The 14,921-nt window shown below is 75.9% G+C and carries 13 protein-coding genes and 1 pseudogene; all 14 read left to right on the top strand.

The window, feature by feature from the left end; genetic code table 11:
• Nucleotides 1-280 (top strand): annotated as a pseudogene (locus DZF91_RS16295) (magnesium chelatase); the annotation flags it as partial.
• Nucleotide 281: 1 nt separating this feature from the next.
• Nucleotides 282-884 (top strand): cob(I)yrinic acid a,c-diamide adenosyltransferase, encoded by a 603-nt coding sequence (gene cobO, locus DZF91_RS16290; protein WP_117358313.1) that lies wholly within the window; start codon nt 282-284, stop codon nt 882-884.
• On the top strand, nt 878-2,302 hold the full coding sequence (locus DZF91_RS16285) for a cobyrinate a,c-diamide synthase (RefSeq protein WP_117358312.1): 1,425 nt from the start codon (nt 878-880) through the stop codon (nt 2,300-2,302). Before cobO ends, DZF91_RS16285 begins: the two co-directional genes overlap by 7 nt.
• Nucleotides 2,299-3,576 (top strand): precorrin-2 C(20)-methyltransferase, encoded by a 1,278-nt coding sequence (gene cobI / locus DZF91_RS16280; RefSeq protein WP_117358311.1) that lies wholly within the window; start codon nt 2,299-2,301, stop codon nt 3,574-3,576. Before DZF91_RS16285 ends, cobI begins: the two co-directional genes overlap by 4 nt.
• Before the next feature lie 68 nt (nt 3,577-3,644).
• Nucleotides 3,645-4,454 (top strand): precorrin-4 C(11)-methyltransferase, encoded by an 810-nt coding sequence (gene cobM, locus DZF91_RS16275; RefSeq protein ID WP_117358310.1) that lies wholly within the window; start codon nt 3,645-3,647, stop codon nt 4,452-4,454.
• A 25-nt stretch (nt 4,455-4,479) separates the two neighbouring features.
• A complete protein-coding gene (locus DZF91_RS16270) occupies nt 4,480-5,859 on the top strand; it encodes a cobalt-precorrin-5B (C(1))-methyltransferase (protein WP_117358309.1) in 1,380 nt (459 codons plus the stop codon).
• A complete protein-coding gene (gene cbiT, locus DZF91_RS16260) occupies nt 5,856-7,337 on the top strand; it encodes a precorrin-6Y C5,15-methyltransferase (decarboxylating) subunit CbiT (RefSeq protein WP_235834342.1) in 1,482 nt (493 codons plus the stop codon). Before DZF91_RS16270 ends, cbiT begins: the two co-directional genes overlap by 4 nt.
• On the top strand, nt 7,334-9,064 hold the full coding sequence (gene cobJ / locus DZF91_RS16255; protein WP_117358308.1) for a precorrin-3B C(17)-methyltransferase: 1,731 nt from the start codon (nt 7,334-7,336) through the stop codon (nt 9,062-9,064). The genes cbiT and cobJ overlap by 4 nt, the downstream gene beginning before the upstream one ends.
• Nucleotides 9,061-9,255, top strand: coding sequence for an indolepyruvate ferredoxin oxidoreductase subunit alpha (locus DZF91_RS16250; protein WP_235834341.1), 195 nt, complete (start codon nt 9,061-9,063; stop codon nt 9,253-9,255). Before cobJ ends, DZF91_RS16250 begins: the two co-directional genes overlap by 4 nt.
• A 20-nt stretch (nt 9,256-9,275) precedes the next feature.
• Nucleotides 9,276-10,022: a precorrin-8X methylmutase gene (locus DZF91_RS16245; RefSeq protein ID WP_117358306.1), complete on the top strand. Its 747-nt coding sequence runs from the start codon at nt 9,276-9,278 to the stop codon at nt 10,020-10,022.
• The gene (locus tag DZF91_RS16240) at nt 10,019-11,089 is read left to right on the top strand and encodes a sirohydrochlorin chelatase (RefSeq protein ID WP_117358305.1); all 1,071 of its coding nucleotides are present in this window, start codon (nt 10,019-10,021) and stop codon (nt 11,087-11,089) included. Before DZF91_RS16245 ends, DZF91_RS16240 begins: the two co-directional genes overlap by 4 nt.
• Nucleotides 11,090-11,105: 16 nt before the next feature.
• Nucleotides 11,106-12,143 (top strand): Rv2231c family pyridoxal phosphate-dependent protein CobC, encoded by a 1,038-nt coding sequence (gene cobC, locus DZF91_RS16235; RefSeq protein WP_235834340.1) that lies wholly within the window; start codon nt 11,106-11,108, stop codon nt 12,141-12,143.
• A 147-nt stretch (nt 12,144-12,290) separates the two neighbouring features.
• On the top strand, nt 12,291-13,487 hold the full coding sequence (locus DZF91_RS16230; RefSeq protein WP_117358303.1) for a nicotinate-nucleotide--dimethylbenzimidazole phosphoribosyltransferase: 1,197 nt from the start codon (nt 12,291-12,293) through the stop codon (nt 13,485-13,487).
• A gap of 97 nt (nt 13,488-13,584) precedes the next feature.
• Nucleotides 13,585-14,859 carry a uroporphyrinogen-III C-methyltransferase gene (gene cobA / locus DZF91_RS16225; protein WP_117358302.1) on the top strand — a complete coding sequence of 425 codons (1,275 nt, stop codon included), beginning with the start codon at nt 13,585-13,587 and terminating at the stop codon, nt 14,857-14,859.
• Nucleotides 14,860-14,921 lie beyond the last annotated feature (62 nt).

Here is a 14,921-nt window from a genome sequence, read left to right as displayed (position 1 = left end):
GGCCGAGGTGCTGCGCGTGGAGCGGCTGCGCGACCCGGCGCGGCGTCCGCTGCTGGTGGTCGTGACCGACGGGCGCGCGACGCACGGCGGCGACCCGGCGCGCGCCGCCGCGCTCCTCGCGGACGTCGCGTCGGTGGTGGTGGACTGCGAGTCCGGCCCGGTCCGGCTCGGTCTCGCGGGCCGGCTCGGGGAGCGGCTGGGCGGCGAGGTCGTCCGGCTCGACGACCTGGCGGCCGACTCCCTCGCCGGAGTCGTCCGGAACGCGCGGAAGGTGGCCTGACATGCCGCAGGGGAAGCCGGAGTACGTCCCGCGGGACGGCCTGACCACGCGCGAGCGGCGCAACCGCCCGCTGCTGGTCGTCCACACCGGGCCCGGGAAGGGCAAGTCCACCGCCGCGTTCGGGCTCGCGCTGCGCGCCTGGAACCAGGGCTGGCCGATCGGCGTGTTCCAGTTCGTGAAGTCCGCGAAGTGGCGCATCGGCGAGGAGGCCGCGCTGCGGGTCCTCGGCGAGAGCGGCCAGGGCGGGACGGTCACCTGGAACAAGATGGGCGAGGGCTGGTCGTGGATCCAGCGCCCCGGCTCGGAGGCCGACCACGCCGCCGACGCCCGCGAGGGTTGGGAGCAGGTCAAGCGCGACCTCGCCGCCGAGACCTACCGCCTGTACGTCCTGGACGAGTTCACCTATCCGATGAAGTGGGGCTGGGTGGACGTGGACGACGTCGTCGCGACCCTCGCGGCCCGGCCGGGCGCCCAGCACGTGGTCGTCACCGGCCGCGACGCCGATCCGCGCCTGCTGGAGGCGGCCGACCTGGTGACCGAGATGACGAAGGTCAAGCACCCGATGGACCGGGGCCAGAAGGGGCAGAAGGGCATCGAGTGGTAGCGATCCCCCGGCTGGTCGTGGCGGCGCCCGCGTCCGGCAGCGGCAAGACGACCGTCGCGACGGGGCTGATGGCGGCGCTCGCCGCGCGCGGCCTTGCGGTCTCGCCGCACAAGGTCGGCCCCGACTACATCGATCCCGGCTACCACGGTCTCGCGACCGGGCGGCCGGGCCGCAACCTCGACCCCTGGCTGACGTCGGAGGCGCTGGTCGCGCCGCTGTTCCTGCACGGCGCGCGCGGCGCGGACGTGGCGGTCGTCGAGGGCGTCATGGGCATGTTCGACGGCGCGGCGAAGGCCGGGCCGGGCGGGGCGTCCGGCGGCGACTTCGCCTCGACCGCGCACGTCGCGACGCTGCTCGACGCGCCGGTCGTGCTGGTCGTGGACGCGTCGGCGGCGAGCCGGTCGGTCGCCGCGGTCGTCCACGGGTTCAGGTCGTTCGGCGCGGGCCGGGGCGGGGCGGCCGGCCGGGGCCGGGACGTCCGCTTCGGCGGGGTGGTCCTCAACCGGGTCGGGTCGGAGGCGCACGCCGCGCTGTGCCGCGAGGCGATCGAGGAGACCGGCGTCCCGGTCCTGGGCGCGCTGCCGAGGACGGACGACATCGCCAAGCCGTCCCGGCACCTCGGGCTCGTCCCCGCGGCGGAACGGCACGCGGAGGCGGTCGAGACCGTCCGGAGGCTGGGCGAACTGGTCGCCGCGCACTGCGACCTGGACGCCCTCATGGCCCTCGCGCGTTCGGCCCCCGACCTGCGCGAAGAGCCGTGGACCCCGTCCTTCGCGGAGTCCGTTCGCGCGGAGTCCGTTCGCGCCGAGTCCGTTCGCGCGGAGTCCGGGCGTGTGCGCGTCGCGGTGGCCGGGGGAGCGGCGTTCACGTTCGGGTACGCCGAGAACGAGGAACTGCTCGCGGCGGCCGGGGCGGAGGTCGTCCGGTTCGACCCGCTGCGCGACGAGCGCCTGCCGCCCGGCACCCGCGCCGTCGTGATCGGCGGCGGCTTCCCCGAGGTGTACGCGGCGGACCTGTCGGCGAACGAGCCGCTGCGCAAGGAGGTCGCCGCCTTCGCCGGACCCGTCTACGCCGAGTGCGCCGGGCTGCTCTACCTCGCCGACGAACTCGACGGCAGGCCGATGTGCGGCGTGCTGCGGGGCGTGACGGCGACGATGTCCCCGCGGCTCACGCTCGGGTACCGGGCCGCCGTCGCCGTGGCCGACTCGGTGGTCGCGCGGGCGGGAGAACGCTTCCACGGCCACGAGTTCCACCGGACGGTCACCGCTCCGGCGCACGGCGCGACTCCCGCCTGGCAGTGGAGCAAGGCCGGACCCGCCGGATTCGTCCAGGGCGGTTGCGTCGCGTCCTACCTGCATCTTCACTGGGCGGGATCACCTGATTCCGCCCGTCGTCTCGTGGAGGCAGCCGTCCGATGAACGAGAGCGTCTTCCAAGGTCCCGTCCGGCTCACCGCCGAGCGGACCGTCATCCGGCAGCTCACCCTGGACGACGCCGAGGCGCTCGTCGCGATCGTCCGGGAGGAGCCGGAGATCCTGCCGCAGACGCTCCAGGGCGTGCACGACGCCGAGGCGCTGGCGCACTGGCTCACGGTGTCGGTGCCGAACGGCCAGCGGTTCGCGGTGTCGCTGCACCTGGCGATCGCCGACCGCGGGACCGACACGCTGGTCGGCTTCCTCGGCCTGTTCAAGGTGGACACGACGCACGACACCTGCGAGGTCGGGTACGCGCTGCGCGCCGGGGTGCGCGGCCGGGGCCACGCCACCGAGGCGCTGCGCCTGGCCTGCGACTGGGCGCTGAACGACTGCGGGCTGCACCGCGTCGAGCTGCGGACGCTGACCGACAACATCGCGTCGATGCGCGTCGCGGAGAAGGCCGGGTTCCGGCGCGAGGGCGTCCAGCGCGGCGCCGGACGGCACCAGGACCTGGTGATGTTCTCCCGCCTCGCCACCGACGCCGTCGCGGACGGCCCGGTCCGGCTCGTCGGCGTGGGCGTCGGGCCGGGCGACCCCGAACTGGTCACGGTCAAGGCCGTCCGGCTGCTGCAGGAGGCCGACGTCGTGCTCGTCCCCGTCCTCGCGCCGGACGAGCCGGGCCGCGCCGAGTCGGTCGTCCGGGAGCACACCGCGAAGGCCGAGCGCGTCGTCTTCGCGCTGAACGACCGGGGCGGTGTCACCCCCAAGCGCGCCGCCGCCTGGGACGCCGCGGCCACGCGGGTCCTGGAGGCGTTCGAGAAGGGCGCGCGGACGGTCGTGTTCGCCACGATCGGCGACCCGAACGTCTACTCCACCTTCACCTACCTGGCGCAGGGCGTCCGCGCCGGGCGTCCCGACGTCGTGGTCGAGACCGTCCCCGGCGTCACCGCGATGCAGGACCTCGCCGCCCGCTCCGGCACCGTCCTCGCCGAGGGCTCCGAGTCGGTGACGCTCGTCCCGCTCACCGCCGGGACCGACGGCTTCCGCGCCGCGCTCGCGACGGACGAGACCGTCGTGGCGTACAAGTTCGGGTCGCGGGCGTCCGAGGTCGTCGCCGCGCTGAAGGACGCCGGGCGGCTCGACGACGCCGTCTACGGCGCCCGGCTCGGCCTGCCCGGTGAGGACGTCGGTCCCGCCGCAGCGCTCGACGGCCCCGTCCCCTATCTCTCCACCCTGATCGTTCCGGGCCGCCGGACCGGCCGAGGAGGCAAGCTTTGACCGCCGGACCCGCATCCGCATCCGCATCCGCACCTGCACCCGCCGCGGTGTCGGACGAACGAGGAGAGGTGGCACCCGGGCGCGTCCTGTTCGTGGGCGCGGGCCCCGGCGCGGCCGACCTGCTGACGTTCCGCGCGGCCAAGGCCATCGCCGACGCCGACGTGGTGATCTGGGCCGCGTCGCTCGTCCATCCCGACGTCCTCGTGCACGCGCGCGACGACGCCGAGATCGTGGACTCGGCGCAGCTCCCCATGGAAGGCGTCCTGCCGTACTACGAGCGGGCGGCGGCCGAAGGGCTGACGATCGCGCGCATCCACTCCGGCGACCCCGCGCTGTGGGGCGCGCTCCAGGAACAACTCGACCGGTGCGTGGAGATGGGCCTGGACACCGAGGTCGTCCCCGGCGTCTCCAGCTTCAGCGCGGTCGCGGCGGCGGTCGGACGCGAGCTGACGATCCCCGAGGTCGCGCAGTCGGTGGTGCTGACCCGGCTCGGCGGCGGCAAGACGCCGATGCCGCCGGGGGAGGAGGTCCGCGAGTTCGCCCGGCACGGGACGACCATGGCGCTGTTCCTGTCGGCGGCCCGCTCCGGCCAGCTCCAGGACGAGCTGCTGGAGGGCGGCTACCCCGAGGACACGCCCTGCGTGGTCGCCTACCAGTGCAGCTGGCCGGACGAGCTGATCGTCCGGTGCGCGCTGGGCGAGCTGTCGGAGACCGTCAAGGCGCACAAGCTGTGGAAGCACACGCTCGTGCTGGTCGGCCCCGCGCTCGCCGCGGGCGGCACCCGCTCGCACCTCTACCACCCCGGCCACTTCCACGGTTTCCGGCGTGCCGAGCCCGCCGCGCGCCGCTCTCTCCGAGAGGCTCGTCGGTCGTCCTGACCCCGACGACCGACGAGGACCCGCCATGACCGACACACCCGAACACCCCCCGCACGCCCGTCCCGACCAGGGCGGACACGGCCACGACGACCCCGCCGCGGCCGGACCCGCCGCGCCCGGACCCGCCGTGCCCGGTTCCGACGCCGTCGGAACCGGGCGGGCCGGGCACGATCGGCCCGGTCGTGACCGGACGGCCGGTGAGCTGCGCGAACCGGACCTTCCGCGCACCATGAAGGTCCGGCAGAAGGCGCTGCGCACCGGCTGGACCACCGGGTCCTGCGCGACCGCCGCCGCCAAGGCCGCGACCCTGCTGCTGCGCGGCGAGGAGCTGCCCGGCTACGTGGAGATCGCGCTGCCGTCCGGCAACCGCGTCACCTTCAAGATCGAGGAGACGGCGACGGACGGCGAGCGCGGCCGGGCGCGGGCGGTCGTCGTCAAGGACGCGGGGGACGATCCCGACGTCACGCACGGCGCGCACATCACCGCCGACGTGTCCTGGCGGGACGAGCCGGGCCTGGACCTGGACGGCGGCGAGGGCGTCGGCGTCGTCACCAAGCCCGGCCTCGGCCTGGAGCCGGGCGGCCCGGCGATCAACCCGGTGCCGCGCGCGATGATCACCCAGGCCGTCGCCGAGGCCCTGCACGACACGGTGTTCGACGAGGTCCCGGGCCCGGAGCGGTGCACCGACCCGGTGTCGGGACGCGGCGTCCGCGTGGTCGTCTCCGTCCCGGACGGGGAGCGCATGGCGCGCAAGACGACCAACAAGCGGCTCGGCATCCTCGGCGGCATCTCGATCCTCGGGACGACCGGCATCGTCCGGCCGTTCTCCACGGCGTCGTGGCGCGCGAGCGTCGAGCAGGCCGTGTCGGTGATGGCCGCCCAGGGGGAGACGACGCTCGTGCTGTGCACCGGCGGGCGCACCGAGAAGGGCGCGATGAAGATGCTCCCGAAGCTGCCCGAGGTGTGCTTCGTGGAGGTCGGCGACTTCACCGGCGCGGCGGTCCGGCGGGCCGTCGAGAACGGGATCACGCAGCTCGTGTTCGTCGGGATGGCCGGGAAGCTGACCAAGCTCGCCGCCGGGATCCTGATGACCCACTACACCCGCTCCAAGGTCGACACCGCCCTGCTCGGCGACATCACCCGCGACATGACCGGCGACGAGGAGCTGGCCGCCGAGGTCGCCGTCGCCAATACCGGACGGCACGCCTACGAGCTGTGGGAGGCCGCCGGCGTCCTCGGGCCGTGCGGGCGCGAGCTGTGCCGGCGGGTCGCGGACGTCCTGGAGCGGTTCGCCGCCGAGCAGGCCGGGACGGAGACGAGCCCGGTCGCGGCGCAGGTCGTCCTGGTCGACTTCACCGGGGAGAGGATGGTCGGGATGTTCGGCCGGATGGCGAGATCCAGATGATCACCGTGGTCGGCCTGGACGGCGGTCCCCCCGCGCCCGCCCTCCCCGGCCTGCTGGCCGCCGCCGAACTGGTCGTGGGGGGAGCGCGGCACCTGGCGTCCGTGGACGTCCCCGAGGGCGTCCGGACGGTCGTCATGGGCGACGTGCCCGCCGCGCTGGACGCCGTGGGCGACGCGTCGGGCGACGTCGTGGTGCTGGCCAGCGGCGATCCTGGCTTCTTCGGCATCGTCCGGGCGCTGCGGGCGCGCGGGCACGAACCACGCGTCCTGCCCGCCCTGTCGTCGGTCGCGCAGGCGTTCGCCCGCGCGGGCCTGCCGTGGGACGACGCCCTGGTCGTGTCGGCCCACGGAACATCCGCGCCCGACACCTCCCCGCACGCGCGCTCCGGGCACGGGGGCTTCTCGCACGGGCGCTCCGGGCACGGGGGCTCCTCACACGGGGACTCCGGGCACGGGGACTCCGAGCACGAGAGCTCCGAGCACGAGAGCTCCGAACACGAGAGGTCCGGGCACGAGAGCTCCGGGCACGAGAGCTCCGAACACGCGAGCCCCGGGCGCGGGGCCTCCGGCGGCGGGCGGGAGCTGCGACGGGCCGTGAACGCGTGCCGCGCGCATCCCAAGGTCGCCGTCCTGACCGGTCCCGGCGCGGGACCCGCCGAGCTGGCGCGCGAGCTGTTCCCGCAGACCCCCCGCACGTTCGTGGTCTGCGAGAACCTCGGCACGCCCGACGAGCGGGTCGTGCACGTCCGTCCGGCGGAGGCGTCCACCCGGCCCTGGAACGACCCGAACGTCGTGCTCGTCCTGGACACCCGCCACGCCGTCGGCGCGAAGGGCTGGCTCGCGGGCGGACGCCCCGGACCGGCCGTCTGGGCGCTGCCCGAGGACGCCTTCGCGCACCGCGACTCCCTCGTCACCAAGGCCGAGGTCCGGGCGTTCGCGCTGGCCAAGCTCGGTCCGCGCGTGGGCGACATGGTGTGGGACGTCGGCGCGGGCAGTGGCTCGGTGGCGATCGAGTGCGCCCGTTTCGGCGCGGCCGTCGTCGCCGTCGAGAAGGACGAGGCGTCCTGCGACCGCATCCGCGCCAACGTGCGCGCGCACGAGGTCCGGGTCGCGGTCTCCCGGGGGACGGCCCCCGACGTCCTCGACCACCTCCCCGACCCGGACGCCGTCTTCGTCGGCGGCGGCGGGCCGGAAGTGGTGCGCGCGTGCGCGCGGCGGGCCCTGCGGTCGGTCGTCGTCACGCTCGCCGCGGTCGAGCGCGTCCGGCCGTCCATGGACGCGCTGGCCGCCGAGGGCTTCACGGTCCAGGCCGTCCAGCTCCAGGCCAGCAGGCTCGTGCCGCTGCCCGGCGGCGTCCACCGCCTCGCCGCCGCCAATCCCGTCCACGTCGTGTGGGGCGAACGGGCCCCGACGACCGTCCGCCCGCCGGAGCCGCCGACCCGGCGGCCCGTCACCGACCTGCCTGGGAGCGTCCTGTGATCGGGGTAGTCGCGGCCACCGCGAGCGGCCGGACGGCCGCCGCCGCCCTCGCCGCCGCCTGGCCCGGAGAGGTCCGCGTGCTGACCGGGGACCGTCCCGCCGACGCGCTGCGCGAGGCGTGGCGGACCTGCGACGCCGTCGTGTCCTTCCTCGCCGTCGGCGCGACCGTCCGCGTCCTGGCGCCGCTGCTCGGGCACAAGACCGCGGACCCCGCCGTCGTCTGCGTGGACGAGTCGGCGCGGTTCGCCGTCGCCGTCCTCGGCGGCCACCACGGCGCGAACCTGCTGGCCGGGCGGCTGACCGGCGTCCTCGGCACACAGCCGGTGATCACCACGGCCAGTGACGGCGCGAACGTCCCCGCGCTGGACTCCTACGGCCGCGACCTCGGCTTCACCATCGACAACCCGGAGCTGCTCGCGCGCGTCGGCGCGGCCGTGCTGTCCGGGGAGCCGGTGCTGCTGGAGGGCGCGGACGGCTGGCCGCTGCCCGCCCTCCCCCCGAACGTGTCCCCGGACGCGCGGGACGCCGCCGTCGGCATCCTGGTCAGCGACGCGGCGGACCCGGCCCGCGGGGGCCGCGAGGACTTCGGCGGCGCCCGGCTCGTGTACCGGCCGCCGTCGCTGGTCGTCGGCGTCGGGTCGGCGCGCGGCGTCACGGCCGCCGAGGTCGGAGCCCTGATCGACAGCACCCTCGCCGAGGCCGGGCTGGCGCCCGCATCGGTCCGGTGCGTCGCGACGATCGACCTCAAGGCCGACGAGCAGGGCATCCTGGACGCCGCCCGCGACCGCGGCTGGGAGGTCGTCACCCATCCGGCCGAAGACCTCGCCGCCGTGGACGTCCCGAACCCGTCCGACGTCGTCCGGGCCGAGGTCGGGACGCCGTCGGTCGCCGAGGCGTCCGCCCTGCACGCCGCCCGCTCCCTCGGACGCGCCGCCGAGCTGGTCGCGGCCAAGCGCAAGACGGCCAACGCGACCTGCGCCGTCGCCCGCCTCACCCCGCGCGGGCGGCTCAGCATCGTCGGGCTCGGCCCGGGCGCCCGCGACCTGCTCACCCCGCGCGCCGAGGAGGCCCTGCGCCGCGCGGCCGTGATCGTCGGCCTCGACCAGTACGTGGACCAGATCCGCGACCTGGTCCGGCCGGGCACCCGCGTCCTGGAGAACGGGCTCGGCCAGGAGGAGGAACGCGCCCGCGCCGCCGTCGAGGCCGCCGCGCGCGGCAACGCCGTGGCGCTGATCGGCTCCGGCGACGCGGGCGTCTACGCCATGGCCAGCCCGGCGCTGGAGTTCGCGGACGCCGACATCGACGTGGACGGCGTCCCCGGCATCACCGCCGCGCTCGCCGCGTCCAACCTGCTCGGCGCGCCCCTCGGCCACGACCACGCCTACATCTCGCTGTCCGACCTGCACACCCCGTGGGAGGTCATCGAGCGCCGCGTCCGCGCCGCCGCCGAGGGCGACTTCACGGTCTGCTTCTACAACCCGCGCTCCCGCGCCCGCGACTGGCAGCTCGCCGCCGTCGTGAAGATCCTCGCCGAGCACCGCCCGCCGGAGACACCGGTCGGGTTCGTCCGCAACGCCACCCGCCCCGACCAGACCGCGAGCCTCACCACCCTCGCCGACCTCGACCCGTCCGACGTGGACATGTTCACGGTCGTCCTGGTCGGCTCCAGCCGGTCCCGCGCGGTCGCCGGGCGGTTCGTCACCCCCCGGGGCTACCGGTGGGCGTGACCGGCGCCGGGCGTGCCACCCTGGTCGCCGTCACCGACCGGTGCCAGGGCTGCGGCGCGTGCCTGCTGACCTGCCCCGAGCACGCGATCAGGCCGCACGGACGCCCCCTGCTCGTCCTGCCCGCCCTGTGCACCGGCTGCGGCGAGTGCATCGAAGTCTGCCCGGTGGACGCCATCGAGGAGGCGCCGTGACCGTAGGAGGAACCCGAGCGATGAACGACGACCCGACCGCGGGCGACACCGGCACCGTGGAGAGCCGCACCGCCGCGAGAACCGGCGGCGGCCCCGTGGGGAGCGCCACGGGAACCGGCGCAGGGACCAGTGCGGGGGTCGGCGCGGGGGCCGGCGCGGGCGCGAGCGCGCCGAGGGTCCGCAAGCAGCACCCGATCGAGGCCGAGTCCTTCCGGATCCTGCGCTCCCGGGTGGACCTGTCGCCCATGCCGCCGCTCTGGCGGGCCGTCACCGAGCGGATCATCCACGCCAGCGCCGACCTGGAGTTCGCGGTCGACGTCGCCACCACCGAGGAGCACCTGGCCGGCGGGCTCGCGGCGCTGCGCGCGGGCGCGCCCATCGTCACCGACGTGGAGATGGTCGCCGCCGGGATCACCGCCCGCGACACCGTCTGCCAGATCGCCGACCCCGCCACCGGACGGCTCGCCCGCGCCGCCGGCATCACCCGCTCGGCCGCCGCCGTCCGGCTCGCCTACGCCGAGGTCGGCCCGGGCGCGGTCTGGGTCGTCGGCTGCGCCCCCACCGCGCTGTTCGAGATCATCGAGCGCGGCGTCCGGCCCGCCCTGGTCATCGGCCTGCCGGTCGGCTTCGTCGGCGCGACCGAGTCCAAGCAGGCCCTGCGCGACAGCGGCCTGCCGCAGGTCAGCAACATCTCGGAGAAGGGCGGGTCCGCCGTCGCGGCGGCGGCCTGCAACGCACTGCTCTACCACGAGGGGGACCCCCAGTGAACGCGCCGCTGCTGCTCGTCGGGCACGGGACGCGGTCGGAGGACGGCGTCGCCGGCTTCGACCGGTTCGTCCGCCGGCTCGCCCGCCGCATGGACGGGACGCCGGTGGCCGGCGGGTTCATCGAGCTGTCCCGTCCGCCGCTGACCGAGGCCGTCGCCGGGCTGTACGCCGACGGGCACCGGCACGTCGCGGCCGTACCGCTGGTGCTGGTCGGCGCCGGACACGGCAAGGGCGACATCCCGGGCGCGATGGCACGGGAGACCGTCCGCCATCCAGGACTGTCGTACACCTACGGGCGTCCACTCGGCCCGCACCCCGCGCTGCTCACCCTGCTGGACGAGCGCCTCGCCGCCGTCTCGCCCGGACCCGGCACGGCCGTCCTGCTGGTCGGCCGCGGCTCCACCGACCCGGACGCCAACGCCGAGGTCCACAAGGTCGCGCGGCTGTTCTGGGAGGGACGCGGCGCGGGCGGCCCCGCGCAGGGACCCGGGCTGTCCGCGGTCGAGCCCGCGTTCGTCTCGCTGGCCCGCCCGAGCGTCCCCGAGGGGCTGGACCGGCTGCGCAGGCTGGGCGCGGAGCGGATCGTCGTGCTGCCGTACTTCCTGTTCGCGGGCGTCCTGCCCGACCGGGTGGCGGACGAGGCGCGCGCGTGGGCCGCGTCACACCCCGGCGTGGACGTCCGGTGCGCCGAGGTCATCGGCGACTGCGACGGCCTCGCCGACCTCGTCGTCGAGCGGTACGCGGAGGCCCTGCGCGGCGACATCCGGATGAACTGCGACACCTGCGTCTACCGCGTCGCCATGCCCGGTTTCGAGGAGAAGGTCGGCGCGCCGCAGACCCCGCACCACCACCCGGACGACCCGTCCGGCCACGGCCACGGCCACGGCCACGGGCACGGGCACGGGCACGGGCACGGCCATGGCCACGGGCCGGGCCACGGGCACGGGCAGGGGGAGGGACACGTCCATGAGGACGGACACGGTCGCGCCCACGACCACGCCCAGGAGCGCGACCAGGACCGCGAGCACCGCCCGGGGCCGGGGCGCGGGCACGTTTCCGCAGGCTGAGACGTTGGGTACCCAAGTGAACCCTGAAGCACCGACCATCGAGGATGTCGATCTCTCCCACCACGGCGACGCCGAGGTGGGCGACGGCCTGCGCGACTTCGCGGTCAACGTCCGGACGGCGACCCCGCCCGCCTGGCTGGCCGAGCGCATCCGCGCGTCGATCGCCGACCTCGCGGCCTACCCCGACCCCGAGCCCGCTCGCCGGGCCGTCGGACGGCGGCACGGCCGCTCGCCGGACGAGGTCCTGCTGACCGCCGGGGCCGCCGAGGCGTTCGTGCTGCTCGCGCGGGTCCTGCGGCCCCGCCGGGCGGTGGTCGTCCACCCGCAGTTCACCGAGCCCGAGGCCGCGCTGCGCGCCGCCGGGCACGAGGTCGAGCGCGTGCTGCTCAACAAGGACTTCACCTTCGACCCCGCCGCCGTCCCGTCCGACGCCGACCTCGTCGTGATCGGCAACCCGACCAACCCGACGTCGGTGCTGCACCCGGCGGCGGCGATCGCCGCGCTGGCCCGCCCCGGCCGGACGGTCATCGTCGACGAGGCGTTCATGGACTGCGTCCCCGGCGAGCCCGAGAGCCTCGCCGGACGCCTGCCGTCCGGGTTCGTCGTCGTCCGCAGCCTCACCAAGACCTGGGGCCTGGCCGGGCTGCGCGCCGGCTACCTGCTCACCGCGCCCGACCTGGTGTCCCGGCTCGCCGCCGCGCAACCGCTCTGGGCCGTCTCGACGCCCGCGCTCGTCGCGGTGGAGGCGTGCAGCGCGCCCGAGGCGGTCGCCGAGGCGGACGCGTGGGCCGCCGCGATGGGCGCCGAGCGGGACCGGCTCGCCGCCGCGCTGACCTCGCGCGGACTGTACGTCGTCCCGGCCCCGCGCGCGTCCTTCCTCTGCCTGCGCGTCCCCGACGCCCTCGGCATCCGCGCCCTGCTCCGCCAGCGCGGCTTCGCCGTCCGGCGCGGCGACACCTTCCCCGGCCTCGGCCCGGACTGGCTCCGCATCGCCGTCCGCGACCGCGAGGCCGACGACGAACTCCTCGAGGCCCTGCGTGACCTCGGCATCTGACCACCCGCCCGCACTCGACCGCAGGCACGGGCCTGACGGCCTGCACGAACCTGACCCAAGCACGGACACGACCGGCAGGACGGACCTGACCGGCAGGACGGACCTGACCGGCGGCACCGATCTGACCGGCAGCACGGAGAGGACACCATGGACCGGACCGCGGACCTGATCGCCGACACCGTCGCGGCCGTCCGGCCGCTCGACGAGGCCGCGATGCGCGACGCCCGCGAGCTGCAGGACCGGCTGACCAAGCCGCCGGGGGCGCTCGGCGTCCTGGAGGACGTCTCGGTCCGCCTCGCCGGACTCGCCGGGACGTGCCCGGCGCCGCTGCCCGAGCCCGCCGCCGTCGCGGTCTTCGCCGCCGACCACGGCGTCCACGCCCAGGGCGTCACGCCGTGGCCGCAGGAGGTGACCGCGCAGATGGTCGCCAACTTCCTCGCGGGCGGCGCGGTCGTCAACGCCTTCGCCGGCCAGGTCGGGGCCGAGGTCACGGTCGTCGACATCGGCGTCGCCTCCCCGCTGGCCGTCGCGCCCGGCCTGCTCCCGCGCAAGGTCGCGCCCGGTACCGCCGACATGACCGAGGGCCCCGCGATGACGCCGGAGCAGGCGCGGGAGGCGGTCGCGGCCGGCATCGAGGTCGCCCGCGAGCTGGCCGCCGCCGGTGCGCGCTGCCTGATCACCGGCGACATGGGCATCGCCAACACCACGGCGTCCGCCGCGCTGATCGCGGCCTTCACCGGCCTCCCGCCCGAGGCCGTCACCGGGCGCGGCACCGGCATCGACGACGCGACGCACGCCCACAAGGTCGAGGTCGTCCGCACCGCCCTCCGCCGCCACGGCCTCCTCGCGGGCACCGACCCGGCGGCGGACGGCGAACCGGTCCCTGCACCGCGCCCCGCCGAGACCGCGCGAAAGCTCGACGAGCAGCCCCCGACGTCGGACGCCTCGTCCGTGCCGGCGGCCGGGCGGGATCCGCTGGAGGTGCTGGCGGCGGTCGGGGGACTGGAGCACGCCGGGATCGCCGGGTTCGTCCTCGGGGCCGCGGCGCTGCGCGTGCCGGTCGTCCTGGACGGCGTGATCGCGGGCGCCGCCGCGCTCGTCGCCGCCGCCCTCTGCCCGGACGCCCTCGGGGCGTGCGTCGCCGGACACCGCTCCGCCGAGCCGGGCCACTCCGCCGCCGTCGCCCACCTCGGCCTGCGTCCCCTGGTCGACCTGGAACTGCGGCTCGGCGAGGGCACCGGCGCGCTGCTGGCGCTCCCGCTGGTCCAGGGCGCGGCGCGGGTCCTGCACGAGGTCGCGACCTTCGACTCGGCCGGTGTCAGCGAGAAGGACGCGGGCGCGTAACGCGATGATCACACTTTGAGGCACGCTCGGGTGTCGAGTGCCGGGGAGAACTCGGCAGCGGGGCCCGGGTCCGAGTACCTTTGGTCCCCAAACACACATGTCCGTCACCTGGTCCACCGAACGAGAGATTTCCGTGCCTCCGTACCTGCTCGGCCTGCGACTCGGCGGGCGCCGCGTCCTCGTCGTCGGCGGCGGACGCGTCGCGCAGCGCCGCGTCCCCGCGCTGCTGGCCGCCGGAGCCGACGTCACGGTGATCGCGCCCGAGATCACCCCGGCCCTGGACGACCTGGTGGCGGACGGCCGGATCACCTGGACGGCCCGTCCGTTCGAGACCGGTGACTGCGACGGCGTGTGGCTCGTCCAGGCCGTCACCGACGATCCCAAGGTCAACGCGGCGGTCGCGGCCGAGGCCGAGGCCCGCCGCGTCTGGTGCGTCCGCGCCGACGACGCCGAGGCGTCCGCCGCCTGGACGCCCGCGTCCGGCAGCGTCGGCGAGACCACGGTCGGCGTCCTCGCCGGCGGCGACCCGCGCCGCGCCGCGGGCATCCGCGACGCCGTCCTGGACGGCCTGCGTGACGCGACCCTCGAGGCCCGGCACTCCCGCACCAAGCCGACCGGCGTCGCGCTGGTCGGCGGCGGACCGGGCGACCCCGGCCTGATCACCGTGCGCGGGCGCCAGCTGCTCGCGCAGGCGGACGTGGTGATCACCGACCGGCTCGCCCCCCGCGAGCTGCTGGACGAGCTGCCCGCCGACGTCGAGATCATCGACGCCGCCAAGATCCCCTACGGCCGCACCGTCACCCAGGACCGGATCAACGAGCACATCGTCGAGCAGGTCCGGCTCGGGAAGTTCGTCGTCCGGCTCAAGGGCGGCGACCCGTTCGTGTTCGGCCGCGGCGGCGAGGAACTGATCCACTGCGCGAAGCACGGCATCCCCGTGCTCGTCGTGCCGGGCATCACCAGCGCCGTCGCCGTGCCGTCCGCGGCGGGCATCCCGGTCACCCACCGCGGCGTGGCGCAGGAGTTCCACGTCGTCTCCGCGCACGTCCCGCCCGGCGACCCCGCCTCCACCGTGGACTGGGCGGCGCTCGGCCGCGCGAACGGCACGCTGGTGCTGCTCATGGCGGTGGAGCGGATGGAGCGCATCGCCGAGACCCTCGTACGCTATGGTCGTTCGTCCGGCACGCCGGTCGCCGTGATCCAGGACGGCACCCTCCCCGGTCAGCGGGCGCTCACCGCCACACTGGGCACGGTGGCCGAGGAGATGGCGGCCTCCGGTGTCCGGCCGCCGGCGATCGTGGTCGTGGGCGACGTCGTCACGGTGGCACAGCAGGTCGAGAACATCCGAGCGGACATGGGGCGGGATCCGTGAGACCCCCGGCAGAGCAGAGCGCGGCCCCCGGCGGGCCGGCCCCCCGAGCGGGCGGCCGGCCC

It is taken from the genome of Actinomadura logoneensis, from assembly GCF_003428695.1.
Lineage (GTDB): Bacteria > Actinomycetota > Actinomycetes > Streptosporangiales > Streptosporangiaceae > Spirillospora > Spirillospora logoneensis.
Note: the sequence above shows the minus strand (reverse complement) of the source record. Positions and strands in the feature narration are given on the sequence as shown.